Annotated in this window: 24 protein-coding genes and 3 pseudogenes; 8 read left to right on the forward strand and 19 right to left on the reverse strand. The window is 70.6% G+C overall.

Features of this window, described 5'->3' with window-relative positions:
* Window positions 1–100 precede the first annotated feature (100 nt).
* The 11 genes from ACFYT4_RS26130 to ACFYT4_RS26180 all read right to left on the reverse strand — a co-directional run bounded on the left by ACFYT4_RS26130 (window position 101) and on the right by ACFYT4_RS26180 (window position 10,855).
* Window positions 101–961 (reverse strand): ABC transporter ATP-binding protein, encoded by an 861-nt coding sequence (locus tag ACFYT4_RS26130; protein ID WP_389273777.1) that lies wholly within the window; start codon window positions 959–961, stop codon window positions 101–103.
* Window positions 958–1,956 (reverse strand): ABC transporter ATP-binding protein, encoded by a 999-nt coding sequence (locus ACFYT4_RS26135; protein WP_389273780.1) that lies wholly within the window; start codon window positions 1,954–1,956, stop codon window positions 958–960. Before ACFYT4_RS26135 ends, ACFYT4_RS26130 begins: the two co-directional genes overlap by 4 nt.
* Entirely contained in the window at window positions 1,953–2,873 is a 921-nt protein-coding gene (locus ACFYT4_RS26140; protein WP_389273783.1) for an ABC transporter permease, read from the reverse strand. Before ACFYT4_RS26140 ends, ACFYT4_RS26135 begins: the two co-directional genes overlap by 4 nt.
* Window positions 2,858–3,799 (reverse strand): ABC transporter permease, encoded by a 942-nt coding sequence (locus tag ACFYT4_RS26145; protein WP_389273786.1) that lies wholly within the window; start codon window positions 3,797–3,799, stop codon window positions 2,858–2,860. The genes ACFYT4_RS26140 and ACFYT4_RS26145 overlap by 16 nt, the downstream gene beginning before the upstream one ends.
* Window positions 3,796–5,469: an ABC transporter substrate-binding protein gene (locus ACFYT4_RS26150; protein WP_389273789.1), complete on the reverse strand. Its 1,674-nt coding sequence runs from the start codon at window positions 5,467–5,469 to the stop codon at window positions 3,796–3,798. Before ACFYT4_RS26150 ends, ACFYT4_RS26145 begins: the two co-directional genes overlap by 4 nt.
* Window positions 5,470–5,620: 151 nt before the next feature.
* Entirely contained in the window at window positions 5,621–7,135 is a 1,515-nt protein-coding gene (locus ACFYT4_RS26155; RefSeq protein WP_389273792.1) for an aldehyde dehydrogenase family protein, read from the reverse strand.
* A gap of 359 nt (window positions 7,136–7,494) precedes the next feature.
* Window positions 7,495–7,827: a hypothetical protein gene (locus ACFYT4_RS26160; RefSeq protein ID WP_389273795.1), complete on the reverse strand. Its 333-nt coding sequence runs from the start codon at window positions 7,825–7,827 to the stop codon at window positions 7,495–7,497.
* Window positions 7,828–7,877: 50 nt separating this feature from the next.
* Window positions 7,878–8,876 (reverse strand): acetoacetate decarboxylase family protein, encoded by a 999-nt coding sequence (locus tag ACFYT4_RS26165; protein ID WP_389273798.1) that lies wholly within the window; start codon window positions 8,874–8,876, stop codon window positions 7,878–7,880.
* A gap of 65 nt (window positions 8,877–8,941) precedes the next feature.
* Window positions 8,942–9,892 (reverse strand): alpha-ketoacid dehydrogenase subunit beta, encoded by a 951-nt coding sequence (locus ACFYT4_RS26170; RefSeq protein WP_389273801.1) that lies wholly within the window; start codon window positions 9,890–9,892, stop codon window positions 8,942–8,944.
* Window positions 9,885–10,442 carry a thiamine pyrophosphate-dependent enzyme gene (locus ACFYT4_RS26175; protein ID WP_389273804.1) on the reverse strand — a complete coding sequence of 186 codons (558 nt, stop codon included), beginning with the start codon at window positions 10,440–10,442 and terminating at the stop codon, window positions 9,885–9,887. Before ACFYT4_RS26175 ends, ACFYT4_RS26170 begins: the two co-directional genes overlap by 8 nt.
* A 137-nt stretch (window positions 10,443–10,579) precedes the next feature.
* Window positions 10,580–10,855 (reverse strand): IclR family transcriptional regulator C-terminal domain-containing protein, encoded by a 276-nt coding sequence (locus ACFYT4_RS26180; protein WP_389273807.1) that lies wholly within the window; start codon window positions 10,853–10,855, stop codon window positions 10,580–10,582.
* Window positions 10,856–11,058: 203 nt separating this feature from the next.
* Here ACFYT4_RS26180 and ACFYT4_RS26185 point away from each other — a divergent pair.
* Together ACFYT4_RS26185 and ACFYT4_RS26190 are read left to right on the forward strand one after the other, a co-directional pair.
* Window positions 11,059–11,726 (forward strand): annotated as a pseudogene (locus ACFYT4_RS26185) (ATP-binding cassette domain-containing protein); the annotation flags it as partial.
* 703 nt (window positions 11,727–12,429) lie between these two features.
* Entirely contained in the window at window positions 12,430–12,852 is a 423-nt protein-coding gene (locus tag ACFYT4_RS26190; protein WP_389273810.1) for a hypothetical protein, read from the forward strand.
* A 37-nt stretch (window positions 12,853–12,889) separates the two neighbouring features.
* On the opposite strand, the pseudogene ACFYT4_RS26195 reads toward ACFYT4_RS26190, so the two are convergent.
* Window positions 12,890–13,048 (reverse strand): annotated as a pseudogene (locus tag ACFYT4_RS26195) (IS5/IS1182 family transposase); the annotation flags it as partial.
* 18 nt (window positions 13,049–13,066) lie between these two features.
* Here ACFYT4_RS26195 and ACFYT4_RS26200 point away from each other — a divergent pair.
* Window positions 13,067–13,678, forward strand: coding sequence for a hypothetical protein (locus ACFYT4_RS26200; protein ID WP_389274032.1), 612 nt, complete (start codon window positions 13,067–13,069; stop codon window positions 13,676–13,678).
* Window positions 13,679–13,988: 310 nt separating this feature from the next.
* Window positions 13,989–14,237: a helix-turn-helix transcriptional regulator gene (locus tag ACFYT4_RS26205; RefSeq protein ID WP_389273813.1), complete on the forward strand. Its 249-nt coding sequence runs from the start codon at window positions 13,989–13,991 to the stop codon at window positions 14,235–14,237.
* A 16-nt stretch (window positions 14,238–14,253) separates the two neighbouring features.
* Here the strand turns inward: ACFYT4_RS26205 and ACFYT4_RS26210 are convergent, their stop codons facing one another.
* The gene (locus tag ACFYT4_RS26210; RefSeq protein WP_389273816.1) at window positions 14,254–14,931 is read right to left on the reverse strand and encodes a TetR/AcrR family transcriptional regulator; all 678 of its coding nucleotides are present in this window, start codon (window positions 14,929–14,931) and stop codon (window positions 14,254–14,256) included.
* A gap of 77 nt (window positions 14,932–15,008) precedes the next feature.
* Here ACFYT4_RS26210 and ACFYT4_RS26215 point away from each other — a divergent pair, with 77 nt between their 5' ends.
* The 3 genes from ACFYT4_RS26215 (at window position 15,009) to ACFYT4_RS26225 (ending at window position 18,343) form a co-directional block, all read left to right on the forward strand.
* A complete protein-coding gene (locus ACFYT4_RS26215; RefSeq protein WP_389273819.1) occupies window positions 15,009–16,481 on the forward strand; it encodes a DHA2 family efflux MFS transporter permease subunit in 1,473 nt (490 codons plus the stop codon).
* A gap of 327 nt (window positions 16,482–16,808) precedes the next feature.
* Complete coding sequence (locus tag ACFYT4_RS26220) at window positions 16,809–17,060, forward strand: hypothetical protein (protein ID WP_389273822.1); 252 nt, start codon at window positions 16,809–16,811, stop codon at window positions 17,058–17,060.
* A 560-nt stretch (window positions 17,061–17,620) separates the two neighbouring features.
* Window positions 17,621–18,343, forward strand: a complete 723-nt coding sequence (locus tag ACFYT4_RS26225; protein WP_389273825.1) for a polysaccharide deacetylase family protein — start codon at window positions 17,621–17,623, stop codon at window positions 18,341–18,343.
* Here ACFYT4_RS26225 and ACFYT4_RS26230 read toward each other — a convergent pair.
* Complete coding sequence (locus ACFYT4_RS26230; protein ID WP_389273828.1) at window positions 18,277–19,128, reverse strand: cation-translocating P-type ATPase C-terminal domain-containing protein; 852 nt, start codon at window positions 19,126–19,128, stop codon at window positions 18,277–18,279. The two genes, ACFYT4_RS26225 and ACFYT4_RS26230, sit on opposite strands and share 67 nt — an antisense overlap.
* Before the next feature lie 541 nt (window positions 19,129–19,669).
* Between ACFYT4_RS26230 and ACFYT4_RS26235 the strand changes: the two genes are divergently transcribed.
* Window positions 19,670–20,944 carry a nitrous oxide reductase family maturation protein NosD gene (locus ACFYT4_RS26235; protein WP_389273831.1) on the forward strand — a complete coding sequence of 425 codons (1,275 nt, stop codon included), beginning with the start codon at window positions 19,670–19,672 and terminating at the stop codon, window positions 20,942–20,944.
* A 923-nt stretch (window positions 20,945–21,867) separates the two neighbouring features.
* Here the strand turns inward: ACFYT4_RS26235 and ACFYT4_RS26240 are convergent.
* The 5 genes and pseudogenes from ACFYT4_RS26240 to ACFYT4_RS26260 all read right to left on the reverse strand — a co-directional run.
* Window positions 21,868–21,969 (reverse strand): annotated as a pseudogene (locus ACFYT4_RS26240) (IS5/IS1182 family transposase); the annotation flags it as partial.
* Between the two features lie 206 nt (window positions 21,970–22,175).
* Window positions 22,176–23,339, reverse strand: coding sequence for a hypothetical protein (locus tag ACFYT4_RS26245; RefSeq protein ID WP_389273834.1), 1,164 nt, complete (start codon window positions 23,337–23,339; stop codon window positions 22,176–22,178).
* On the reverse strand, window positions 23,336–24,547 hold the full coding sequence (locus ACFYT4_RS26250; RefSeq protein ID WP_389273837.1) for a Dabb family protein: 1,212 nt from the start codon (window positions 24,545–24,547) through the stop codon (window positions 23,336–23,338). Before ACFYT4_RS26250 ends, ACFYT4_RS26245 begins: the two co-directional genes overlap by 4 nt.
* Window positions 24,548–24,568: 21 nt before the next feature.
* Window positions 24,569–25,093, reverse strand: coding sequence for an aromatic-ring-hydroxylating dioxygenase subunit beta (locus tag ACFYT4_RS26255; RefSeq protein WP_389273840.1), 525 nt, complete (start codon window positions 25,091–25,093; stop codon window positions 24,569–24,571).
* The gene (locus tag ACFYT4_RS26260; RefSeq protein WP_389273843.1) at window positions 25,090–26,442 is read right to left on the reverse strand and encodes an SRPBCC family protein; all 1,353 of its coding nucleotides are present in this window, start codon (window positions 26,440–26,442) and stop codon (window positions 25,090–25,092) included. Before ACFYT4_RS26260 ends, ACFYT4_RS26255 begins: the two co-directional genes overlap by 4 nt.
* Window positions 26,443–26,591 lie beyond the last annotated feature (149 nt).

Consider the following 26,591-nt stretch of genomic DNA (forward strand, 5'->3'; position numbering starts at 1 on the left):
CCCCCCCCCCCCCCCCCCCCCCCCCCCCCCCCCCCCCCCCCCCCCCCCCCCCCCCCCCCCCCCCCCCCCCCCCCCCCCCCCCCCCCCCCCCCCCGCCCGGTCACGCCGGGGCCTGCTCCGTACTCGCCGGCCCGGACGGGGTCGCGGCCGCCAGCGGTGCCCCGATGCGCCGCTCCCGGGGCGAGATGGCCGGCACGGCGCCCAGCAGCCGCCGGGTGTACTCGTGCCGGGGGTCGCCGGTGACCTGCTCGGCGCTGCCGCGTTCCACGACCGTGCCGCGCAGCAGCACCTCGACCTCGTCGCTGATCCGACGGACCACGTCGAGATCGTGCGTGATGAACAAGTACGACAGCCCGCGCCGCTGTTGGAGGTCCAGCAGCAGATTGAGGATCTGTGCCTGGACGGACACGTCGAGCGCGGACGTGGGCTCGTCGCAGATGACCAGTTCGGGGCCGGTGGCCAGGGCCCGCGCGATGCAGATGCGCTGCCGCTGGCCGCCGGAGAACCGGTGCGGGTAGGCGCCGGGCTCGACCCCTTCCATACCGACGGAGTCCAGCAGTTCGCGGACCCGCGCGGCGCCGTCCTTGCGGTACAGCCCGTGGGCGCGCAGCGGCTCCGCGACGACCTCGCCGATCGTCAGCCGCGGGTCGATCGACTCGTACGGGTCCTGGAAGACCATGCCGACGCTGCGGCGGAAGGCGTGCCGGGCCCGCCGGCCGCGGACCGGCTCGCCGCGGAAGCGGACGGTGCCGCTGTCCGCGCGCTCCAGGCCGACGACGACACGCGCCAGGGTGGACTTCCCGGAGCCCGACTCCCCCACGATGCTGACGGTACGGCCCGTCTCGATGCGCAGGTCGACCGCGTCGAGGGCGGTGTAGCGGCCGTACCGCTTGGTGATGCCGGTCGCCTCCAGCAGGGGCGGCTGCGCGGGCGCCCCGTCCGGTGCTGCCTCCTCGTTCATCGGACGACCTCCAGCCGGTGGCAGGCCGCGACGTGGTCCTCCGCCAGCTGCCGCGGCTCGGGCAGGTCGGTGCGGCAGCGGTCCTCCGCGTGCGGGCACCTGGTGTAGAAGGGGCAGCCGTCCGGGACCACGCCGACCGGCGGGCTTCCCGAGATGGTGGTGAAGGGCTCCTTGGGGCCGGCGTTGCGGCCGCTCTGGAAGCACGTGAGCAGCGCCTGGGTATACGGGTGGCGGGCACCCTCGAACAGGCTGAGCACATCGGTGTGCTCGACCAGCCGGCCGCCGTACAGCACGGCCACGTGGTCGGCTGTCTCGGCCACGACCGACATGTCGTGGGTGATCCAGACGACGGTGAGTCCGTACTCCTGCTGAAGCCGGCTGACCAGTCCGAGGATCTCGGCCTGCACCGTCACGTCCAGCGCGGTGGTCGGCTCGTCGGCGATGAGCAGCCGGGGGTGGAAGGCCAGTGCCATCGCGATGATCACGCGCTGGCGCATGCCGCCGGACAGCGCGTGGGGGTAGAGCCGGGCCACGCGGTCGGGGTCCGGGATGCCCACGTCCGCGAGGGCCTGACGGGCCAGCAGATCGGCCTCGGCCCGGCTCGCGCCGTTGCGCACCCGGTGGACCTCCGCGATCTGCCGGCCCACGCGGATCACCGGGTTGAGGGCGGCGGAGGCGTCCTGCGCCAGGTAGGCGGCGGTACGGCCGCGTGCCTCGCGCAGGTCCTTGCCGTCCAGGGCGGTCAGTTCGACCTCCCCGACCCGTACCGACCCGGCGGTGATCCGCGCGCCCGCCGGGAGGATCCGGCCCGCCGCCAGGGCGAGCGTGGACTTGCCGGAGCCGGACTCGCCGACGAGGGCCGTGGTGGTGCCGGCGGGCACGTGGAGCGAGACGTCCCGCAGGGCGTGGAAGTCTCCGTAGGCCACGCTGAGGCCGTCGATGGTGACGTCGCTGCCGAGACGGCGGACAGCGGGTGCCTCACGGTTGATGGTCATGGCGTCTCCGATGCGGCACGAGGGTCGATGGCGGTCCTGATGAGGTCCACCAGCAGGTTGGCCGTCACGACGAGCGTCGCAGCGACGATCACCGTGCCGGTGAGCAGCGGCCGGTCGAGGGCTGCGAACGCCGAGGTCTGCATCTGGCCGATGCCGGGCCAGCCGAAGATCGTCTCGACGAAGACGACACCGGAGAGGAACACCGCCACGTCCATGCCGAGCAGGGTCGTCACCGGGGACGCCGTGTTGCGCAGCACGTGCCGCAAGACGATCCGCCGGCGGCTGAGGCCCTTGGCGACCGCGGTGCGCACATAGGCCGAGGAGAGGGCCTCGCGCGTGCTGTCGCGGACGACGTTCGCGTAGTAGGGGGCGCCCAGGATGCCGAGGGTCAGCGCCGGGAGCACGATCTGGGCCGGGCCGGTGCCGCCGTCGATCGGGAAGATCGGCAGCTGGTACCCGAACAGGAGTAGCAGCAGGAAGCCCAGGGAGAAGACGGGCATCGACAGCAGGCCGACGTTGGCGGTGGCCAGCAGCCAGCTGCGCTTGGGCCGCAACGCCTCCCACAGTCCCCACAGGCCGCCGAGGACGAGCTCGACCAGGAGGGCGGCGGCGGCGAGGACGGCGGTGGCGGGGAGCCGTTCGAGGATCAGCGAGAGGACGGGGCGGTCGTTGGAGTAGGAGGTTCCCAGGTCTCCGGTCGCCACCGAGCTGAGGTAGTGGCCGAGCTGGGACCAGAGGGGGTCGTCGAGGTAGAGCCGTCCGCGGATCTCGGCGAGGACCTCCGGGCTCGCCTTCGGTCCGGCGATGCTGCGTGCCGGATCGCCCGGGACGACGTACTGCAGGACGAAGGTGAGCAGGACCACCGCCAGGACGGTGAACAGGCCCAGCAGGATGCGTATGCCTATGCGTCGAGCCATGAGCGTCGCTCCGAGAGGGGGTTGCGGCGGTTGAGCCCTTCGGCGATCAGGACGAAGGCCAGGACGGTCGCGATGACGAGGACGAGGGGGATGACGAGGGTGTGCGGGGCGTAGGTCATGCTGTCGGAGCCGTCGGCGAGCATGTTGCCGATCTCCGGGACCGGCGGCTGGATACCCGCTCCCAGGTACGACAGGCCGGCGCCGACGACCACGACGGCCGCGCCGTTGAGCGCCGCGACGTTCAGCAGGATGGTGGACAGGTGGGGCAGCACGTGGCGGCGCAGCGCCGTGTGCCGGCTCACGCCGTGCGCGAGGGCGGCTTCGACGTACCCGCGGCTGCGCAGCCGCGCGGTCTCGCCGTGCACCAGCCGTGCGGTCCAGGCCCAGTACAGGGCGGTGACGACGATGATGATGCCGGTGGTGCCGCGGCCCACGATGCTCGCCAGCGCCAGGCCGGACAGCACGGTGGGGATGGACAGGAAGACGTCGACCAGGCGCATCAGGCCCTGCTCGATCCAGCCCCGGTAGAAACCGGCGACGAGTCCCACCAGGGCGCCCAGGCCGACGGAGGTGACGTTGGCGACGAGGGCGATGACCAGGGTGGCCCGCAGCCCGTGGAGCGAGCGGGCGAGCATGTCGCGGCCGATGGCGTCGGTCCCCAGCGGATGGCCCGGCGCCCCGATCCCGCTGGGCAGGCCGTTGGCGGTGAGGCTGTCGGTGTAGATCGTGTACGGCGATCCGGCCAGCGGGGCGAGCAGCGCCAGCAGGCCCAGTACGCCGAACAGACAGAGCCCGGCGATCCACAGCCGGCTCCCTCCCTTCCGGACGGACCGGGCCGCGGCGGCGGCCGCCGGGGGGCCCATCTGCCCGGGGGACGGCGCCGCGGCGGGCGCGGGCGTCTGCGCGGAGACGGGAAGAGCACTCATCGTTTCACCCACAACCGGTCGTAGTAGGTGCCCGTCTCTCCGCGCATCTGGTAGTTGCGGATCTGCGGTGCACGTGCGGCGAGGAAGTTCATGCTGCCGACGAAGACCCCGGCGGCGTCGCGGACGAGTTCGTCCTCGGCCTCGGCGAGGAGCGAGTTGGCGGCCTCCGCGGTGCGGGCCTTGCGGGCCTTGACGGTGAGTGCGTCGACGCGGGCGTTGCGGTATCCGGCGTAGTTGTACGGGGCGGACGAGGTGAAGTTGGAGGAGACGAGTTCGAGGGCGCTGTTCAGGGTGATGTAGAGGTGCGACCCGTAGAGGTCGCCCTCGCCCTTGGAGGTGGCCAGCTCGAAGGCGGACTGGCTCATGGCGTTCAGCTCGATCTCCACTCCCACCGCGTCGAACTGCTGCTGGAGGACCTGTCCGAGCAGCGGCCAGGGGTCCTGGGTGCCGTGCAGGAAGTCCAGGCGGAGCCGGTGCACGCCCGCCTCCTTGAGGAGGGCGCGGGCCCGGTCCGGGTCGTGGGTGTAGGGCTTCGCGGTGCGCCGGTAGCGGTCGAGGCTCTTGGGGAAGGGACAGCCCCACGGGTCCGACAGGCCGAAGTTGAGGCGCATGAGCTGCTCCCGGTCGACCGCCCAGTTCAGGGCCTGCCGGACGCGGGGGTCGCGCAGTTCCTTGCGCTTCTGGTTGACCGAGAGCCACTGCGTGCCGCGGACCGGAATGGGCTGTACGAAGCGCTCGCGCGAGGACGCGTCGGCGGTGAAGCGGGCCGCCTGGCTGGCCACCAGGCCCTCGCCGAGCACGTCGACCCGGCCTCCGCTGAGCTGGAGCGTCTGGAGGGGGTAGTCGATGCCCCAGCGGTACTCCAAGGTGTCGATGAGCGGGGTGCCGCGCCAGAAGTACTGGTCGAACGGCTCGAAGACCGCCCGCCGGCCCTTGCTGTCGTAGCGGGTGATGCGCATCGGGCCGTTGCCGACCGGGGTCCGGCCGAATTCGGCGCCGAGGCGGCGGATCTCCTCGCCGGGCAGGGCGGCGGTGTACGGCATGCACAGCAGTGCGGAGAAGAGGACATCGGGCTCGGTGAGCCGGACGCGCAGGGTGTGGGGGTCCAGGGCCCGCAGGCCGCGGATGCTCTTGGCCTTCTGCTCGTAGACCGCCTCGGCACCCTCGATCCCGAAGAGGAAGCTCGACGCCCAGGACGCGAGCTCTGGATCCATCAGGCGCGTCCAGGTGTAGACGTAGTCCTGGGCGGTCACCGGCCGGCCGTTGTGGAAGCGCACGTCCGGTCTGACCGGGATGGTGTACACCCTGCCGTCCGCGGAGATCTGCGGCATGGCGGCAGCGGCGTTCGGGACGGGGCCGTCGTACTGGCCGGCGTACTGGTAGAGCGGCGCGTACAGGACCGTGGAGATGGCCTCCCAGCTGTGCAGGTCCCAGCCGACCGCCGGATCGTAGGACTGCGCCTCGTTGGACCAGACGGTGATCACCTTGCCGTCGCGCCGTGCGCCGGCCGGGTCGCCCGGCCCGGGCGCCCACCGCGTCACGTCGGCCGGGGCGCCGGGGCGGGCCGGGGGCGGATCACCACCGCAGCCGCTCAACAGGACGGCGGCGGCGCCCGCGGCTCCGGCGCCCAGGGCCTGCCGTCGGGTCGGTTTGTGATGTGGTCCGGTCATGATGTCCTCTCGTGGAGCTGCCGCTGCGCGGGATGACCGGACGGCAGGGCGGCCCCTGGCGTCGGGAGCGAAGGGACGGCGCACGGTGGTTCACGCAGGAGCGCCGGGGCCCGGAGTACTCGGCTCATCCCGCCGCACCGAGGCGGTTCCATCACCATTGAATGGTTTTTATTTCCATATATTCGTGCAGGCCGTGTACGCCACGTTCCCGTCCTGTTCCGGACTGCTTGTATCCGCCGGTGGGGGCGTACACGCTGAAGTCGGCGTTGTTCACGGTGACCAGTCCGGCCCGGATCTGCCGGGCGAACCGCTCGGCGCGGAGCGGATCGGCGCACCACACCGCTCCCGCGAGTCCGTAGATCGAATCGTTGGCGATGCGGACGGCCTCCCGCTCGTCCCGGTAGCGCAGGAAGCACACCACCGGGCCGAAGATCTCTTCCCGGGCGATCACCATGTCGTTGGTGACATCGGCGAAGACGGTGGGCAGCACCCAGTGGCCGGCGTCCAGGCCCTCGGGCACCCGGTCCTGCGGGACCCTGCCGCCGGCGACCAGGCGCGCGCCTTCCGCCACTCCCCGGTCGATGTGGGCCGGCACGGCGGCGTACTGCCGGGCGGTGGCGACGGGGCCGATGCGCTCGCCGCTGAGGGCCGGGTCGCCGAGCGTCCAGCGCCCGGCCTCCTCTTCGGCGAGGTCGACCGCCTCCTGGTACACCGAGTCGGGGAGCAGGACGCGGGTGCAGGCGGTGCAGGTCTGCCCCGAGTTGTAGAAGGCGTCGGAGAGCGCCAGCCGTACCGCCTCGCCGAGGTCCTTGACCGTCGTGCCGTCCGGTTCGTCGGCGAGGATCACCCGGGCGGACTTGCCGCCGAGCTCCAGACCGACGCGTGTGACGGTTCCGGCGGCGGCCGCGGCGACGGACCTGCCCGCCCCGGTGGACCCGGTGAAGGACACCGCGTCGACGCCGGGGTGGGACGAGAGCGCCTCTCCCACGACCGTGCCGGAGCCGGTGACCAGGTTGAACACGCCGCCGGGCGCCCCGATCGCGGGGCACACGTCGGCGAAGACCTCGGCGAGCAGGTAGGCGTTCAGCGGGGCGTCGCAGCTCGGCTTGAGGACGACCGTGCAGCCGGCGGCGAGCGCCGCGGCGACCTTGGCCGCGATGAGATACAGCGGATAGTTCCACGGCGTGATGGCGGCGACGACGCCCACCGGCTCCTGGACGACCTGGGAGGTGCCGATGCGCTCCTCCCAGGCGTGGTCGGCGAGGATGCCCGCGTAGGACTCGAACACCTCGGCCGCGAGCCGCGTCTGTACGTACAGGGCGTTGTCGAGCGGGGCGCCCATCTCGGCGCTGATGAGCTCGGCGAACTCCGTCTCGCGCCCCCGGATGCCCTCGGCGACCATGGCCAGCAGTGCCCGGCGGAGGCCGACATCCGCCGCGGCCCACACCGGGAAGGCGGTCCGGGCGGCGGTCACGGCCGCGGACACGTCCTCCGCCGTGCCCTTGGGGACCCGGCCCACCGCTTCGCGCCCGGTGGGATCGGCGACGACGGAGTGCGGTCCGTCCGGCCCACCGGCCGGGGACTGCCACGTGCCGCCGATCCAGAAGTGCCGGCGCTCCGCACCGGGGCGGCTCCTGGTGGTGGTGTGGGTGACCGGCTGACCCATGGTCGTACTCCTCAAGGGCGACTGCGGGTTCGGTGGACAACGGCGCGGTGGGGCCGGAAGGCGGCCGCGCGCTTGGCTGATTCCGAACGGTAGGTCGCTACTGATTTGTGAGTCAATAGAGACCGCGCAATCGCTGACTCCCGAATCAATAACCCGCAGCGGAGGCGGCTGCCGGGAAAGGCAGGTGCACGGGCCGTCGTACGGGTACGTCCCGGCTGGTCAGGCGCTGTGCCGGCGGGAGGGGGTGTCGTACCGGCAGGTTCTCATCGCAGGCATGACCCCTCACGAAGCAGCACTGCTGATGCCCGCCGTACCGGCTCCGCTCGACCGGTGCCGTGCCCTGGCGGCCGTCGACGCCGTCACTCCCGCAACCAACGGTCTCCCACCGTCGCTGAGCCCCTTCCCAACTGATGGACGAGCTGGCCAGTTGGGCTGGCAGACAGGCGAAGACCCCGGTGGATGGGTTTTCGACAGGTGACGGCCGAGTCCAGGTCCTCGGCCGTGACATCGCTGCGCAGCCCAGCGGGGACGTAGCGCAGCGCCAGGCGGCGCGGCAGATCCAGACTTTCGCCCGCGGATCGAGCACGGCGGCCCCTGTCCCGGCGCAGCGGCATCAGCGCCCGTTCGAACGGGACGATCACATCATCGCAGGCGGCCCGCATGGCCACGCTGTCGGCGTGGTCGTACGTCAACTCACGGTCCGGCGCGATCTCCCACTTCAGACCGTCGGGAAGCTGGGCGGTCAGGCGGCGGTGCAGCGGGTCAATGGCCAGCGGGAGGCCATCCTTGTCGAGTCGGGCACGCTCGGCGGCGGGCAGGCCGACAAGCAGCCCGGCAAGGCGGCCAGCTCCGTCATCGACTCCTGGGTTCGCTCGTCCAGGTCCGGATCCTCGCAGGCGACGAGGTGGAGCGGATCGGCGGCCGAGGGAGCGAGGGAGACCTCGCCCGTGCCCGTCCAGCCGTCATGGGCGTCCGAGGTGCGGAAGGGCACCCGGACGATGCGGTTCACGTCCCAGCCGCGCCCTTCGGCGCTGGGGATGAGCTTGAGCGTGAAGTGGTGGGCGAACCACGCGGGAATCGGGTCGCCGGGGCGGTCGCCGGTGGTGGGGGCGTGACCGGTGACGGCAGCGGGGGTGTCGCCGCTCGGGGTGGGAGCCGGGGCGTGACCGGAGACGGCGGCCGAAGCGCCGCCGGTGACCGGGGCATGAACGGTGGTGGAGGCAGGGGCGGCGCCGGCAGCGACAGCCGGGGCGTGGCCGGTGACGGTCACCACCTCGATGCCGTTGGCGGTGACGATCCTCCCGGTCACCGCGCCGGCGTGCTGCTCCAGCGTCACCGAGCGCGCCTGCTTCTTCGGCAGCCCGAAGATCTCCCTCCCGAGCGTGCCGTGATTGAGGCCCTCGATGAAGAAGATGAGCGGGTACGCCCCGATCTCGTCCCCTCGGCGGCAGCGCACGGACACCCCGGCCTGCATGTACGGCGGACGCTGTTCCACGCTGCCGTCCGGCAGCCGGAAGGCCGCCCCCATGAACTCGGCGACCCAGATCGCGACCCGTGGATCCCCGGTCGGCCGCAGGGGCTCGGGAAGAAGTGCGGCGATGGTCTCCGGCCGGGTGCGGTACTCCACGGTGAGCCAGCGCAGGCTCACCGACTCGCTGCCGACCCCGTACGGCGGCGCGAACGCCGGCATGGACACCGGCGGCCGGCCGGGGGTTGCGTCCTGGTGCTGCGCAGCGGACATCTCCTGGTCTCCTCTTCAGCCGACCGGCGCCGGGGCGCGTACGGACGCGGCGATCGCGGAGGTGATCACGCCGACGACGGAATGACGGCCTCTGCGAGTACCGGTGCCGCCGGGATGCGGACGGGCGGAGTGCCCACGCGAACCGGCGGGCAGCGCAGGGCCACCCCGGACTCGGCGACGGCGGCGACGATCTCGCCGCCCGCTCCCCCGGTCGTGTGCGCCTCGTGGACGACGGCGAGGCGCCCGGTGCGCTCGACGCTCGCCAGCACCGCATCCAGGTCGAGCGGCCGGATCCAGCGGGCGTCGATCACTTCGGCCTCGATGCCCCGGCCGGCGAGCGCCTCCGCCGCCTCCAGCACCCGGTGCTGCATCGAGCCCCAGGTCAGCACCGTCACATCGGAGCCGGGCCGGCGGACGGCGCTCCCGCCGACGGAGGCCACGTCCCCGCCGAGCCGTACCTCCTGCTTGCCCGCGTGGTAGAGCGTGCCGTTCTCGATCACGACCACCGGGTCGTCGCACCAGATCGCGGAGAGCAGCAGGTCGTACGCGTCCTGATGGGTCGTCGGCATACAGACGCGCAGCCCCGGCACATGCGCGAAGAACGCTTCCAGGCTCTGCGAGTGCTGGGCGCAGGCCCCCGGCGCACTGCCCTGCTGGGTGCGGACGGTGATCGGCGCGCTCAGCCTGCCGCGCGAGATGTAACGGACGTTCGCCGCCTGGTTGACGAGTTGGTCGAGCGCGACCAGCGAGAAGTCCGCCCACATGATCTCGGCGATCGGCCGCCGCCCGAACATGGCCGCGCCGACGGCTCCGCCGAGGATCGCGGACTCGGAGATGGGGGTGTCGAAGACCCGCTCGCCGAACTGTTTGCGCAGCCCCTTGGTCACTCCGAAGACGCCTCCCGGCGCGGACACGTCCTCGCCGAACAGGAGGGTTTCCGGCCGCTCCTCAAGGGCGCGCCGCAAAGCCGCGTTGACGGCTTCGGCGTAGGAGAGGCGCTTGGTCTGCTCAGGCATAGAGGTGCTCCCATACGGTCGCGGGATCGGCGAGTTGGTCGGAGAGCGCGCGGCGGGAGGCGTCGGTGATCTCCGTACGCACCCGCTCGGCGGTCTCGTCCAGCTCCGCCTCGGTGACGCCCGACTCCCTCAGTACGGCGAGGAGCCGGCCGATCGGTTCGGCGGCCAGCGCGGCGCCGGCGGCGATCGGCGCGCCCGCGCCGACGATGGAGTTCTCGCCGTACATCCCGTGGTCGGGGGCGGTCAGATAGGCGGAGCCGCCGCGTCCGCCGTTCATGCCGCTCTCGCGGCCCAGCAGTTCGGCGATGAGCGGGTACGGCGGTGTGCCGCAGGCGAGCGTCCAGCCGTGTCCCCGGTAGGTGGGGAACACCGCGTCACGGCTCAGGTCGAGTGCGGCGCAGGCTCCGGCGTAGATCGCTTCCTGGCCGTTGCACAGATGGACGGAGCCGACGATGTCGTCGGTCGCCCGCAGCCGGGCGACCTCCTCCTCGAAGTACCGGATGCGCTGCATCGACTCCAGAAAGCCGAGCAGCGTGGCTGTTTCAGGCATGGGGGTACCCACTGTCCTTTCCTTACAGGGATTCTGCTGTCGCCACCGGAGCGTGCGCGACAGGGCTACGCGGCCGTTGGCAGGGGCTGATGGCAACAGGGGCCGGTGGTGGGGCGGGCCGGTGGGGCGGCCGGGGGTCAGCCGCTGGGCGGATCCGTCGGCTGGGCAGAGGGTACGGTCAGCCTGCCGGTGCGCAGAAGGCCGGTCGCCATGGACGCGGCGGCGCGTACCTCCGTGGTGAGCCAGGACTGCCGTTCCTGGAAGCGGCTCGTGGGGACGGAGACGGTGAACGCTCCGGTCGGGGAGCCGGTGCTGCCGAAGAAGGGGGCCGAGACGCAGCAGACGTCGTCGGTGAACTCCTCCAGATCCAGGGCGTATCCCTGTCGGCGGCGCCGGAGATGGCTTCCGGACATCAGGACGGCTCAGGCCGGTAGGGCGGACCCGCCCCGGGCAGCGGACGGAGACCGCTTGCTGCCCGGGCAGGCAACCCCCGTCCCTCACCCGGGTGGACCGACCTCGCCCCGCACGCTCGGGCGGGCCGCGTCCGCCCGGGCTTCGCCACTCGCGTGCGCGGCTCCGGCCCCGGGCGCGACCACACACCCTGTTTGGTGCTCGTATGCCTCAAGCTGCTCTGCTCGCCCACGATCTCGTCCGCACGCTCGGCAGCCGCCGGGTTCTCGACGGCTTCTCCCTCACCGCGGCGCCCGGCCGCCGGATCGGATCGGCCGGCGAGAACGGCGCTGGAAAGTCCACCCTGCTGCGGCTGCTCGCCGACGAGGACACACCCGATGCCGGCACCGTGGTCCGCCCGGCGAGCCTCGGCTTTCTGCCGCAGGAGATACCGTTCGACGCCGCCTCGACCATCTCCGATGTGCTCGATCACGCTCTGCGGGAAGCCCGCGAGGAACTCGTCGGACTCGACCGGATCGCCGGACTCGACCGGATCGCCGGGACAACACAGGACTCACCCGGCTACGCCGCCCTGTTGGTCGAGTACGGCGTGCGGCTGGACCGGGCGCAGGAGAACGGGGCCTGGGACGCTGACCGGCGCGCTGCGATCGTCCTCGCCGGACTCGGCCTGGGCGCCATCCCGTACGACCGGACTCTCGGGACCCTTTCCGGCGGGCAGCGCAGCCGGCTCGCGCTCGCCGCGTTGCTGACCAGGCGGCCCGCCGCGCTCCTGCTCGACGAGCCCACCAACCACCTCTCGCCTCTGCTCTGCGACGAACTGCAGGAGGCTCTGGGCACCAGTCTTGTGCCGTGGTGATCGCCAGCCACGACCGGTGGTTGCGCTCCCGCTGGCCGGGCCGTGAGTTCCGGCTCCGACCGCGGTGCGTTTCGTGCCGGCCCGAGCTCTGAGCCTGTACAGCGGCAGCCGAGGTTCTTCACCGTGGGGTACGAACGGCGCTCCTGGCCGAAGCGGGCGCTGGAGCCGACGGCGGCGATGGTGAGGTGCACGGCGCGGGTGACCGCGGTGGGGGCGGCGGCGCTGACCGGGCGCCAGGTATCGGTCAGCTCCCGAGCGAGCGGGCAGTGCCGTGCTCCCGCCTGGCAAGGAAGGCCCTTGACCGAGCGCCGTAGCCGTACCGGCCAGACTTGCACCGTCTCGCCCTGCCCTTTCTCGTTCGACGTGGCCCCCCGTCCGATGTATCGGTCCGATGGCCGGACGGCAGGACCGAGACACGGCCGGTGAAGAAGCCGGGGAAGGACGGCGCCCCGCCTGCTGCGTCGCCGACCAGGCAGTCCGCTCGTGTGCGCGGTCACCGCGGGTACGGATGTCGTCGGACCGGCCGGTGCAGCGGTCCCCCGGCGCGGTCCGCGTCAGCTTCGCGGGCGCGGGGCCGGGAACCAGGATCCTGCGGCGGATTGTTTTGGCCATCATTGTGCGGAGCCCGCAGCGCGTGGTTGTCAGAGGCTCCCACCTCCCACACTCTGCCTTGCATATGGGCCTTCCGGGCCCCTGGTAAGCCAAGGGAGGGCAACACCCATGCCGATACTGAGAAGGACCGGACCGGCGGCCGCAGCCGTCGCAGCGCTCATGGTCCCGACCGCCCTGTCGGGAACGGCCGCCGCATCCGACGCTCCCGTCGCCAGCCGCCCGCAAGCCGGTGAGAAGCTGCAGAGCACCGTGGGTGCCCTGGGCGAATGCACCTGGGTGTTCTGCGGAACCGTCGGGAACCACAGCGCGGCCAACGCCGATCTGCGGATCACCAACAACTGGCCGCCGGGAAGCGGATCTACGGCCTACGTGAAACCCGGACAATCATCCCGCCAGTACTTCAAGGACACCGACGGGTTCTTGATTCCGTCTGGGTGTACAGGTGTACGAGCCTGGGCTCCCGACTACCCCGGCGGCTACTGGTACAAGATCACCGACATCTACAACGACACAGTCCGGCTCGTTTGCTGAAGCAGATCGGCAACGTCTGCGGTAGCAAGACGTTGTTTCAGTTGGTGAGGCGGCGGTGGCGGATGAGGGTTGCGGCTATGCCGACGAAGGCGAGGAAGTGCTCGGGGCCGAGCAGCTTCGAGGACTCGATCCCCTTGCGGGTGGCGGGATGCCTGACGGAATCGGATGGATCGGTGAGCACAGCGACGAGGTGGCGAAGCGCGGCGTAAACGGGATGCGTGGCGGCATCTCGCTCACAGCAGCCCGCGGTGTGGAGGCGGAGGAGTTCCTGGTCCGTCTCGGAGCGGACCGCGAACAGCTTCGGTGCCAGGATCTGTACAGGGACCGGGATGAGCTGGCTGCCCCTTCCGGCGTGGACATGGCGCAGGTCAGCCGCGCGATGTACGGCACCTGCGGGGAGTGGGTGTACGTCCTGGAGGACGGCTTCGCCGCTACCTGGTTTTTCGGCTACCGGGCCGTGCCGGAGATGGCGCCACTCGTGGGTGAGGAGATCATCTGCCTCACCCTGAACCACCACGACGCCCCCTCCCTGATCCTCCATGCTCCCGGAGACGACGGGCGGACGTGGGAGGCCGAGTTCCGCGGGAGCGTGGATTGGTCGTCGGAACTGGACGCAGCGCTGCGGGCGGCGGGGGCTGTGTTCCCGTCCCTGTACGACGGCGTGTCCACCGAGGCGGCGGTGGAGCTGTACTACGAGGAGCATACGCACGAGATCCCGGCACGTGTAGTCACCGGCGTCGGCCGCTACTGCGGCCTCACGATCGACCGCGCCACGGTCGAGGCCGGACTGCTCCCGCTGGTCATTCTCCCCGTGCCGGTGGTCTGACCCACCGGCCGGTGGGGACGCCCCTCGTGGGATCCCCACCGGCTTCTGGGTGGTGGCCGCTGCTTTCCCACGGCATCGCCCTGCGCACGCCGGCTTCGTGCGGCGAGCCCAAGCAGCGGCCGCAGCTCTTGCGCAGGCCGCCGAGGAGCTCCAAGAATGCGGCGCCCGCTTCGAGTTGACCGGCGCGCTGGCCGACCTCAGCGATGCGCACCACGCCCTGGGCGAGTCCGACCGGGCGCGGATGATGGCGCGGCGCGCCTGACAGGTGGCCACCGACTGCAAAGCGGGGTCGCTGCTCCAACGGCGGTCGTTGAACCAGGCGGTGGCCCTGCCGGAGCCACCGGCCGCCACCGCGGGCCTGACCTCCTTGAGCGACGCCGAGCGGCGGGTGGCCGCGCTCGCCGTCAAGGGACACACCAACCGGGAGATGGCCCGCAAGCTCTCCGGCACGGTCAGCACCGTGGAGCAGGATACGACCAGGGCATACCGGAAGCTGGACGTACGCAACCGCGCGGATCTGCCGATCCGCCTCCAGCCGAGCACCGTCACCCCGGCCTGATAACCGCCGCACGGAGTCAGGAGGTGGCAGACGGCCGCTGGTAGGCGCGCAGGAAGACGCGGACACCACTGACGACGATCCGCTCGATATCGGCGTCCTCGACGGGGAGCACACCGAACAGCGAGCGGTTGTTCACGCTGCTGGTGACCAGCGCGCCGAAGTGCGCCGCGGCCTGCATCGGGTCGGGCACGTCAAGGCGGCTGCGTTCGGCCAGCGCGGCCAGTCGCCCGGCCAGCGCGACCTGTTCGTTCCCCGGGGCGCCCCGGCGGTCGAGCAGCGCGGGGAAGTGCGCGGCCTCGGCGATCACCAGGCGGATCGCGGAGGCGCGGTCCTGGGAGCGCGCCACACTGGAGCCCAGTTCGCGGCCGAAGGCGATCATGGCCGCCTCGATGTCGGTGACATCGTCGCCGAGCGTGCGGTCCAGGATGTCAACGAACCGTTCCATCAGCGCGGTCTCGGCCTCTTCGATGACCGAGAGGAACAGCCGCTCCTTGTCGCCGTAGTAGTCGTACACCGTCCGCTTGGAGACGCCGGCCTCCAGGGCCACGGCGTCCATGCTGGTCCGTGCGACCCCGTCACGCAGGAAGAGTTCCAGCGCGGCTTCGACGATCGACGCCCGCTTCTCCGCGGACCCCTGGCGCAGCCGACCGCTGGCCTCACTCCGCCGCGGATCTGTTGTGGGCGGGCTCGTCACTGGATGGCTCCTCAGGTCTTTCGGCGGCACTGAAAATAAGCGTACATCACTACACTGCACCGTGTAGTGTCATTCTCATGACGAGCTCGCCCGCCGGAGCTTCCCCGGTCACAGAAGCGCCCGCAGCCCCAGAACGGCTGGACCCCGCACTGATCCGACTCGGAGTGGTCCTCGTCATCGGCGCCATCGCGTCGATGCTGGACGCCACGATCGTGAGCGTCGCGATCGTCCGTCTCTCCCGTGAGTTCCATACGGACATCGTCACGATCCAATGGGCGACCACCGGCTATCTGCTCGCCCTGTCGATGGTCATCCCCCTCACCGGCTGGGCAGTCGAGCGGTTCGGCGCCAGGACGATGTGGATCTTTTCCCTGAGCGCGTTCCTGCTCGGGTCGGTGCTCTGCGGCATGGCCTGGTCCGTGGACAGCCTCATCGGCTTCCGCGTACTCCAGGGCATCGGCGGCGGCATGATCGCCCCGGTGATGCAGACCATCCTGGTCCGCGCCGCCGGTCCCCGGCGGATCGGCCGGATCATGAGCATCGTGGCCGTGCCAGGACACCTCGCGCCCATCATCGGCCCGCTCGCCGGCGGCTTGATCATCGACAGCATCAGCTGGCGTTGGATCTTCTACGTCAACGTCCCGATCTGCCTCATCGCCCTGCTGCTGGCCTGGCGCACCGTGCCCAAGGACGCCACGGGCAAGGGCGAACGGGCCCGCCTTGACGTCCTCGGCCTGACCCTGCTCTCCCCCGGTCTCGCGGCCATCATCTACGGCCTGTCGCAGACCGGCACCGCCGACGGGTTCGCGGCGACCCCGGTCGTCATCGCCCTCACCTTGGGCGTGCTCCTGCTGCTCGCCTTCGCATGGCACGCGCTGCGCACCAAGATCACGCCGATCATCGACCTGCGACTGTTCAGGAACCGGTCGTTCTCCATCGCCACCATGCTGATGTTCCTCGGCGGGATGTCGGTCTTCGGAGCGATGCTGCTGCTGCCGCTGTACTACCAACAGGTGCGGGGCGAGACCGCGTTCTCGGCCGGCATGCTGCTCGCCCCCCAGTCGGTCGGCACGATCATCGCCTTGTTGTACGTCGGCAGGCTCACCGACAGAATCGGCGCCCGGCCCATCGTGCTCACCGGTGTCGGGATCGGAGTGGTCGGCACCCTCGCGTACACCCAGGTCCAGGCCGACACCAGCGTGTGGCTGCTCAGCGGGTCGCTGCTGATCTGGGGCATCGGTATCGCGGCCTCGATGGTGCCGATCATGAGCGCCGCCTACCAGGGGCTGGCGCCCGCCTCGATCCCCCGGGCGACCAGCGCGATCTCGGTCATCCAGCGGCTCGGCGGCTCGTTCGGCACCGCCATTCTCGCGGTGATCCTGCAGCGCGAGATCACCACCCACACCGCGGACGGGGGGCGAACCGCGGAGAATCTGACCTCGGCCTTCGGCGCCACGTTCTGGTGGATTCTCGGGTTCACGGCGCTGACCCTTGTGCCGGCGCTGTTGTTGCCACGACCCCGGAAAGCAGCTCCTGCTACAGCGAGTTGATGCCGCATCAGGATGGATCGGAACACCGAACGCCTCCCAGTGGGCATACACCCGCCGGAAGGCGTTCGGCTCGCGCGCTGGCCGCGGACCGTCTGCGGCCGGTCGCGCGCCTACCCGCACCCTCTACGGACGCAGGCCCTACCCACAGCTCATGGTCAGACCTTGCCGATGCGGCGGAGGAACTCGTCCAGGCGCTCGGGGTCCGGCTCTTGGGCGGCCCAGGTGTCCGGGTCGTCGGCCGTCGGCAGGGCGCGCGGGAACATGGGCCCGCCCATCGGCTCCTGGCCTCCAGGCCCGGGTCCTAAGGAGGGGCCCGTCACCGACGGGATGGCCACGCTGCGCGGCACCACCACACTCGCCGGGACAACACTGTTCATGGCGGATGCCTTCCGCAGGGCCGTGTCCACCACAGGGATCCCGCTGCCCGACGCCGTACAAATGACGTCCCGCACCGCTGCCCGCCTCATCGGACTGAACGACCGCGGTGCACGGCAGCCCGGACTGCGCGCCGACATGGTCGAGCTGGACGCAGGCCTGCGACCCACCCGGGTCTGGCTCGGCGGCACAACCGTCACGTAACCACGAAACCCCGACAGACGACACACCCGCCACAACAAGCCGATCGTGTTCCCGCTGACGCCGAGAAGTTACGCGAGGGACGTGACGGTGCTGCCCGGACGGGTCGGCCGGCAGGCCCCGGACTGACGGATCTGCTCCTCACTCATGGCCGACGGGCCGTCCGGGCGTCGGCGCTGGGCGCGACGTGCCGGGGCTTCATGCGGCGGCGACCGTCGCCGCCACGGCGGTGACGACGGCCGGCACCACGATGGCGAGAGTGACGCGCCTCGCACGGAGTCCTTTCCGCCTGCCGGCTGGCTGGCGGGATGCCTGACGGAACCGGTTGAAGGGAAATCCGGGATTGCCGCTCCGCGGCACCACCGCTCGCGTTCAATGGTGTCCGGCCAGAAGTTCGCGCACACGTGCGAGAGAACCAGGCCTCACGTGGAAGGGGCGGCCGGGGAACGGCGAACCGAAGTCGGAGCACCGCCCGGGCGCCACGGGTTGCCCGGACCGACACGTCGAGCCGCTCCACCGTCTCCCCCCGCCACGACGATTCGTCGATCGAGAGGAGACTCGGAATGAAGGAACGAGGCAGGTCGCGGAGATGGCTCGGCGCGGCCCTGGCGGTCTTGATGTCGTCGTTCGCGCTGGCGCCGGGAAGCGCGGAGGCCGACTCCGGGGGCCGCTGCTCCGGGGGGTATGTAGCCATCACATTCGACGACGGCCCCACGGACACCACGGCCGCGTACCTGAAGGCGCTGCGTGATGCCGGACGGATCAGGGCCACGTTCTTCGTGACCGGCACGTTAGCCCAGGCCCGCCCGGAGGGGACCCGGCGGATCGCCGCCGAAGGCCATCAGATCGGCAACCACTCGTACACCCACCCGAACCTCGTCGCACTCGACGCGCCCGCCGCCTTCGCGGAACTGCGCGACACCAGCCGCGTCATCCGGGCCCAGACGGGCCGGGCACCACAGCTCTTCCGGCCGCCGTTCGGGAGCACCGACGCACGGACCCGGCAGGACGCGGCCAGGCTCGGGATGACCGAGGTGATCTGGACGGCCGACACGGTCGACTGGAGCGGTATCTCCGCCGACACCATCGTGGCGAACGCGCTCACGGTACGGCCGGGCGGCATCATCCTCCTCCACGACGGCCTGCGGACGACACTCGCGGCCATCCCCGAGATCGTCGAAGGACTCGCCGAACGCGGCCTGTGCGCGGGCCGGATCGTCTACTCGGCCGCACCGGTCCAGGCATGGCCGGGCCTGACCTTCCACGCCAAGGCCGCGCGCTGGTGAGGTAGCAACCCCGGCGGCTGGTGGACCGTGTGCCGCCGTGCGTTCCTTGACGGATACGGGTACGGGTACGGCCCTCCCCTCCTCCGGCGCCGCCTCCCCTGCCCGCCCCGGTTCCGACCGGGATGCCGCCCGCGCCCGCCGGAGCGGCGCCGTCCGTGCCCGTATCGACGGTGGCCCTCGGCGGCCCCGACGGCGGTGCCGGTCCCGCTGCCGTCCGGACGGGTCTCCTCGCCCGCTGCCGCCCGGCGGGCGAGGAACTTGGCCAGCTCCCACACCACCAACAGCACCAGCGCGGACAGCAGCGCCCAGCCGAACTGCCGCAGATCGATCCGAGTGGTACCCAGAACGCGGCGGAAGGCATCCATCTGGGTCACGAGCACGGCGAGCACGAACTCCGAAAGAGCAGCCCGGTTCATCTGCCTGCTGTCGAACGTGCCGGTCGTCACAACCGAAGCGGTTTCACTGCGGCACTCGAACGCGGCCACGATCAGACAGAGCGCGAAGGCCGTGAAGGCCATGGAACTGCCCGCCTCCACACTGCCGAAGCGCGCCTCACCGAGCTTGATCAACCCGAGCAGGATGACGGCGCCCAGCCTTCCTGCCGCGCCGCGCCGAGATGGGGAGATATCGCCACATATCACCGGGTCGCACCGCGCGTCAAACGCACGGCGGCCGTTCGACTGACAGACCGCGACGCGCTTTGGGGGCCGGCCTTCCGCTTCCGGGCTCACGACGCCCCAGGACCCGCCGTGGCCGTACCGGATGCCGCCCGGCGGCCGCTCCATCGCGGCGGACTCGACCCTTCCGTCCTGGTCCGCGACTGGCACTCATGCCCCGGCGCCGCCCGCGATGACCGGAAGACCGGGACGTGGCGTACCCATGGCGTCGGCCATCATGCGGTACCGACCGGTCATCGCCGGGCGGCCGCGAGGGTGGGCGTCATGACGGCATCGGTCGCAGTCGCGGTCGGCACAAACATCGGACTCATTCCGCTGGTTCGAGCCCAGGTGGCTGAGTTGTTCTCCCCGAGGGCACGAGCGGAGCCGGTGGGCGGCGCCAGAGACGGAGATTTAGGGTCCCCAGCAGGGTTCCGCCCATGCCAAAGCAGAGAAGAATCGTTTCGCTATCGGGCGCGACGGCCACGTGGCGAATGAACAATTCGGTCAACCTTCACCCGTCTTAGGTCATTCTTTGCCACTTCATAGCCTTCGGCATGCCTTCCCTTGACGCTGTGCGGGGGCGGTCGTCCGCCTCGTCGTAGCCCTCAAGGGTCCGTTCCTGGCCCGCGAGGCTGCTCCACAACGCCATGACAGAAGGAGTCTCGGCATGATCCGCCATTCCAGGACGCTGTCTTCAGCGTGGTTCGCAGCGGTGGGGGCCACCGCACTGATCAGCGTGTTAGTGACCGCGCCGACGGCACACGCGGCGCATCTCTCCTGCGGTCAGACAGTCACGACCAGCGTCGTTCTCGATACCGACCTGCTCAACTGCCCCGGCGACGGTCTGGTCGTCGGCAGCAGTGGCATCACCATCGACCTCAACGGACGCACCGTCGACGGCGTCGGCCTGGGCGCCGGTATCCGCAACGACGGGTTCGGCAACGTCACCATCACCAACAGCGCCGGTACCCCGGCCCGTGTGAAGGAGTTCGACCACGGGGTCAAGCTCAACCCTGGCACGTCGGGCAACATCGTCGAAAAACTCACCATCCACAACAACGAACTCTCCGGCGTCGAACTCAACAACGCCGACAGCAACAACCGTGTACGCAACAACCTCATCGACCAGCAGGCTCAGAGAGGTGTCGCGATCACCGGCGGGTCGAGCGACAACGTGCTCGCCGACAACACGATCAGTGCCAACCAGGGCGGGGGCGTCTTCGTTCAGAACTCCGCCGGCAACCGCCTCGAAGGCAATCAGATCACCGGCAGCGGAGACGCCGGACTGGTCCTGGAAGGCTCCAGCGGCAACACCTTGCTGACGAACACCGTCGGCGGCAGCAGCGACGCCGCGATCATCCTGCGGCTCAGCTCGAACAACAACCTCGTCCAGAGCAACTCCTCCGCCCAGAACGCGGACGCCGGACTGACGGTTTCCGGTTCCACCGGCAACCGCATCCTGTCCAACACGTTCCGGGGCAGCGGCGACAGCGGAATCGTCCTCGATTCGTCCCACAGCAGCACGGTCACCGGCAACGATGTCAGCGCGAACACCGGCGGCATCGAGTTGAGCTACTCCGGCAACAACCTGATCCAGTCCAACATCGCGAACGACACCACCGGAGACGGGATCAGTCTGGCGCACTCCAACAACAACAACCTGGAACTCAATCAGGCCAACCGCAACGGCTCACGGGGCATCTACGTCGCCGGGGACGCAGCGCCCGGGGCCGGCAACCAGCTGGTTCGCAACACCACCAACGCCAACCTGAGCGATGGCATCGTCGTCGCGAAGCCCGTTCACACCATCCAGGGCAACACCGCCCGCGACAACCGCAGCTGGGGCATCTTCGCCAGCCCGGGCAATGTCGACGGCGGGGGCAACTTGGCCAGCAACAACGCCAAACCCGCCCAGTGCACGGGCGTCGTCTGTACCCCCTGAGATCTGGTGACCACGCCGGTCGGACGGAATCTGCCGACAACAAGCAGGTGATGAGCCCCACCGACCGGCCCGTCGGACGAGGCCGCGGCGGACCACGCCGCCCTGCTCCTCGCAGCTCGGGGGGCCGGTGCCGTCCAGGGCGACACAGCGCAGGGCGATGCACTGGCCCCGGTCCGGTTGAGCCTTGAAGCTGTTGGCCGAGGTGAAGGCCATCTCCGCGCTGTTCGCCCCGGCCCTACGGCACCGTTCAACGGCGGTACGGAGAGTGGTGTCGCGAACGATCGCGATCCGTACCGTCGCGGAACAGGGACTGCGCCCCGGCCGAACGATCCGCAGCCGCCCCGCCCTCGTCGTCATCGATCCCCCGCAATCGAACCCGCTCTGGCGTCGGAGCCCTTCACCCCGCGGTCGGCGGCACGCGGGTCCGGCCGGAGCGGCAGGCGCCGGCCCAGACCGCGAGGAGTAACTGCAGTCGCGGGCGACCCGGCAGAGATTCACACCGACGCCGTCTCTTGTGAGGACTGGGTGATGCGCTGGAGGGTGCGGAAGACAAGTGCGACGGAGCCGAGGGTGACGCGGTGGTGCCGGCCGCGCCAGGTGCGGCCTCGAAGTGCCCGGACCCCGTGCCTGCTTCACCTCGCGGTCGTCGCGTTCGACGCGCTCGGGTAACACGGCACCACAACCGGACGGGCGCGTGTGACGGCTCAGGGCATCGGCCTCACGTCCGAACCGCTCCCGGATACCCCACCCTCACTGGCATCAGCGCGTTGTCGTAGGCGTCGCCCACCGAGCCGATCGAGCCGCGATGCCGGCTGTGTCGAGGTGTTGGGCGAGGCGGAACGAGGTGTACTGACTGTCCGCGTCGGAGTGGTGGACGAGCTCGCCCGGCACCGACCGACGCGCCCTTCGCGGTCGCGCCGCGCGTTGATCGTACGCCCGACTTCATCGCGGTGCTTGTAGATCGTCTTGTCGAAGCCGGTGGGCCGGCCGCCTGCGCTGCCGCGGCGCCGGTGGTTGGCCCGCTGGTGTTGACGGGCGCAGGGGGACGGTCATCCAGTAGCGGCGGAGGACCTCGATCTCCTCGTGCACGTCGACGCCGATGCCGTTGATCTCATCTTCGGCCCGCCCCTCGGGTCGCACGGCACTCGGACCGTGTCAGCGTTGTGAGCCGTTACCGTTTCCGCGGGAATTCTCCGCCCTGACAACCGCCGCCTGTACCGGGATCTCCGGGCTACGCCGACAGCTCGGCCAACAGCCGGCGATAGATACGCGCGTAGGCGGTCAGCTGCGCCAACGACAGTTCATCGCAACGCGGATCGTCGGCGGCCGGCTTCGCCTGCGGGCCGAGGCGCACGGTGTCGACGCCGCAGGCGCGCAGTACGACGCCGTCGGTCGATCCCGTCCAGCCGGTGACCGGCGGCGGCTGCGCGCCGAACTCGTCGAGCCAGGCCGCCCGGGCGGCCGTCACCACCGGGGCGTCGGCAGGCGTGGCCGCGGCCGCCGCCACCGGCTCGGCCTCCACCTCGACCGCGCAGTTCCGCAGCCCCGAATCCGCGCACCGCGCCCGCAGCCGGTCGGCCAGCTCGGCCGCCAGCGCCTTCGGCTCCACCGGGTCGCCGGCGACGACGTACAGAACGATCCGCAGCTGGGCCGGCAACAGGTCCGGCTTGTCCGGCCAGCCCCCGCTGATCGCACCGATGCCGCAGGCCCGGCCGGTCTGCCCGGCCCGCGGGTCGGCGGCCAGGTAGGCCGTGCGCCAGCGGGCCAGCTCGTCCAGGACGACGCCGGCCGAGGCGACGACTCCGCCGGGTGGCGTGGCCGACTCCGCCATCATCGCGAGCCCGGAGCGGCCGGTCACCCGGACCGTCAGGTAGAGCGCGCCCGGCTCGTGCCACAGCAGCATGGGCGGGCCGCATTTCGCCACGATCGCCGACCGTGGCAGCGGGTACGCGTCGGCATAGGCCTCCAGGCCGGTGATCCCGGCGGTGCGGCGGTGCGTCCCAGAGCCCGCGAGCAGCAGCCGCCCGGCACCCGCCTCGGCGAAGGCGACCAGCGCGGTGGCGGCCGGCCCGCGGGCGACCCCCAGGCCGAAGCCGGCCACCACGTCACCGGCCACACGGAGCGGACCGGCCGGCGCGGCGTTGCCGGTGATGAGCCGGAGGCCCTCGCTGCCGTCGTCCAGGGATGTGTCGAGGTGAGAGTAGAGCAGCGGGCCGGCCCCGTGGGTGGCGATCAGGCTGCCGCCCTCGGGGGCGTACTCCTGCACCTGCCACTCGATGTGCGGCCACCGGTCCGCGCACCAGGCGCGCAACCGGTGGGCCGCCGTCCGCTCCTTCCCGCGTGGCGCGGTGGTCGCGTCGAGCAGGTGCAGCACGTCGAGCAGGTCCCGCCTCAAAAGCGTCCCCAGTCGTCGGAGGCCGGACGCCACACGTCGATGTTGCGCGGGTCGGCGGGCATCCTGCGGGGCCGGTGGGTCTCGTGCTCCTCCGGGGTGAACACCCGGTGCGCGTCGCACAGCTCGTACCGCGGGCCGAAGCGGGTGTCGTGCAGGTAGAACGCGATCGACGTCGACGCCGAGTGGTTGACGATGTCGGAGGCGATCGGGGCACCCTTGTACAGTGCACGGGCGCGCATCCGCATGACATGGTCGAGGCTCTTCATCGCGAAGCACAGGTGCGCGACGTAGTGCTCCTTGTTCTTCTGCACCGCGAGGCTGTGGTGGTAGCGGTCCTCGCAGCGGAAGAACGTGGTCGAGCCGACGACGTGGTCCGAGGGCAGGAACTTCAGGACGTGCCGGTAGAAGTCAAGCGTCTCCTCGAACTTCGCGGTGGCGATGAAGGGGTGCACCAGGTCGAGCGGCCGGATCTCGATGTGCGGCGGCTCGGCGTACTCCTGGAACTCGGTGAACAGCTCGATGATCAGGCCGTTCGGGTCCTTCACCGCGAAGCCGTTGTCGCACAGGGCTTTCTGCCGCTCCTGCAGTTCGAGGACTTCGAGGCCGGCGTCGGACACGCTCTTGTGCAGCTGCTCCAGGACCTCCTCGCTCTCCACGCTGTAGCCGACCGCGGTCGTCCACCCGTCGGTGCGCTCGGGCGCGTGGATCAGCTCGATCGCGTGGTGCTCGATGCCGGCGCGCAGATAGGCGTACTCGTCCGTACGCTGTTCCCGCTGCAGACCGACGTGGTATTCGAGGAAGTCGATCGTGGCCTGCATGTCCGGAACCTCGATCCGGGCGTACTCCATGCCGTACGGGCCGTGCGGACGGGTGCTCACCGGCGATGTCCTTCCTGCGGCGAGCGACGCACGCTCGGCGCACTCGAACGAGGTGATGGCCTGCTGGGCGATGACCGGTCGCCAGCGGGTGCGCACGAAGTTCTCGTGGGACTCGCTGCCGAGATAGGCGAGCAGGTCGTCCTGACTGTCGAAGTCGACGGCCATCGTGTGGGTGAAGGTCTGGTCGCGGGTGCTGATGTTCTCGCCGAGGACGAAGCCGCGCATGGCCGGGTACCGGTCCGGGAAGGTACGCAGCTCGCCCAGCACGGACTCGCGCGTCGCCTGGTCGACTCCGCCGGCGAAACGGAAGGACAGGGTGTGTCTGATCATCGGGTCACCATCCGTCGCCGGCTAGAGGATGAAGCTGAGCCGGGCGCCTGCCGCCAGCGACTCGTGGCCGAGGACGGAGCGCCGCAACCGGAAACGGAGCCCGTCCTCGGTCGGTACCAGCAGATGGTCGTACCACCCGACGTAGGCGTCGAAGTGCCCGTCGCGGGCGCGGTGCACCACGAAGGAGGCCGCCACCCGGAAGGAGTCCTCCGTATTCTCGGACAGCCGCACATTGGACACCAGCCGGTGCGTGCGCGAGTGCGGGTTCTCGGCGTGCGCCTTGCGGGACTTCAGGCGCTTGACCCGGGCGAGGAGCAGGTCCCAGTCGTCGTCGACGAAGGAACCGGTCTCGTGCGGCGACCAGCCGGGGCGGTGGTCGGTCGTCGGGATCTCGTAGCGGGCGCCGGGCTCGAAGAGGGCGAGCCAGCCGTCGTAGTCCCAGTGATCGAGGATGTCGGCCTCGGCGTAGAGGAAGTCCTCCACCTCCTGCCGGACGACGGTGCGTCCCGCACACCGCACGGAGCCGCGATTGCCGACCGTGGTCATCGCACGTCCCTCCCCACCAGGAAGGACGCCGGACGCTCGCCGTTGGTCTCGATGCCGTCATCGAACCCTATGGCGTCGACCCAGTGCCGCCAGAAGCCCCGCATCGCGCCTTCGTCGACCGACCGGCCCTGCACGCCCTTGACCTCGTCGGCCATGCCGCGCGACATGTCACTGAAGTCCAGCTCGGGCGCACCGGTGCCCGCCGTGGCCTGGATGCCGCGCTGGACCGCCTCGTACGCCTCGATGTCGTCCGGCGTGGCGAGCCCGCCCGGGCCGACGAAGCTGACGACCGTCTTCATACGCAGGGCGCGCGTGTCCGGGTCCTCGGCGCGCGGGACCAGTTGCCAGGCGCGCACGTCGGTCTGGTCGGGCGCCACGGGCTCCAGTTGCCGGATCGACAGGCCCTCGATGTCGAACAGCAGCAGGTTCGGGAACACGAACAGGATGTGGCTCTCGTCCGCCACGTAGTGCGCCCGCTTCTCCCCCAGCCGCTGCGTCATCTCCGCTCGGTGGGCGTCGGTGCGGACACGCTCGTCCTCGCCGAAGCGCGGTTCCCAGATCATGCTGATCCGTCCGCCGTGTCCGGTCAGGACCAGCAGACCATGGCCGTTGCCGAGGTTGTACGCGTACTGGTTGTCGTCGGTGACGGCGTAGCCGCTCTCCCGCAGGTAGCCCACGAACGTGTTGTGCGTCGGCGCGAAGTGGTACCCGTCCATCGCGTTCTCGACGGCGAGTTTCCAGTTGCCCCGCACGCTGTAGAGCTGTGTACCGGGCAGTGTGGTCATGCCGCCGACGTGCTGCTGCTCGATCATCGTCATGTAGTCGGCGGCGTCGCCGAGGTGCTCTCGCAGCGGCGGCACGTCGGGGTCGAAGGAGACGAAGACGAACCCCTCGTGGATCTCCAGGCGCGGCACGCTGCGCAGTCCCATCGAGGCCCGGAACTCGTCGCTCGACTCGTAAGCGCCGGCGTCGGGGATCGCGGCGACCTCACCGTTGTTGCGGAACGTCCAGGCATGGTAGAAGCACTGGAAGAGCCTGGTCGAGCCCTCGTTCTCGCGGCACAGCACGGTGCCGCGGTGTGGGCAGGAGTTGAGGAACGCGTGCAGCTCGCCGGCACTGTCCCGGCAGAAGATGAGCGGTCGACCGCCCAGAGTGCGGACCTTGAAGTCGTTGGGGTTGGGGATCTCGGTCTCGTGCCCGAGATAGAGCCAGGTGTGCATCCACACCCAGCCGCGTTCCCGGGCGAAGATTTCCGGGCTGCGGTACGCCTCGCGGTTGACCCGGAAGGTGAGCTGGTCCCAGTCCTCGACGATCAACGGTGCTGGTGCGGTCCGGGGGTTGCTTCCCATGGGGAGTTTGCCTCTCACAAGTCCCGACCCGAGTGGCATCTCGTGAGACGCCGTCTCGTATGTCGCATTAGCCTCCCCCAGTGAACTCGACGGTGTCAAGCATGCGTCGCGCTGTTGACACCCCGGTCCCGCACCGCCATCATCCAATT

This window comes from Streptomyces sp. NPDC004609, from assembly GCF_042873655.1.
In the GTDB taxonomy this organism is placed as follows: domain Bacteria; phylum Actinomycetota; class Actinomycetes; order Streptomycetales; family Streptomycetaceae; genus Streptomyces.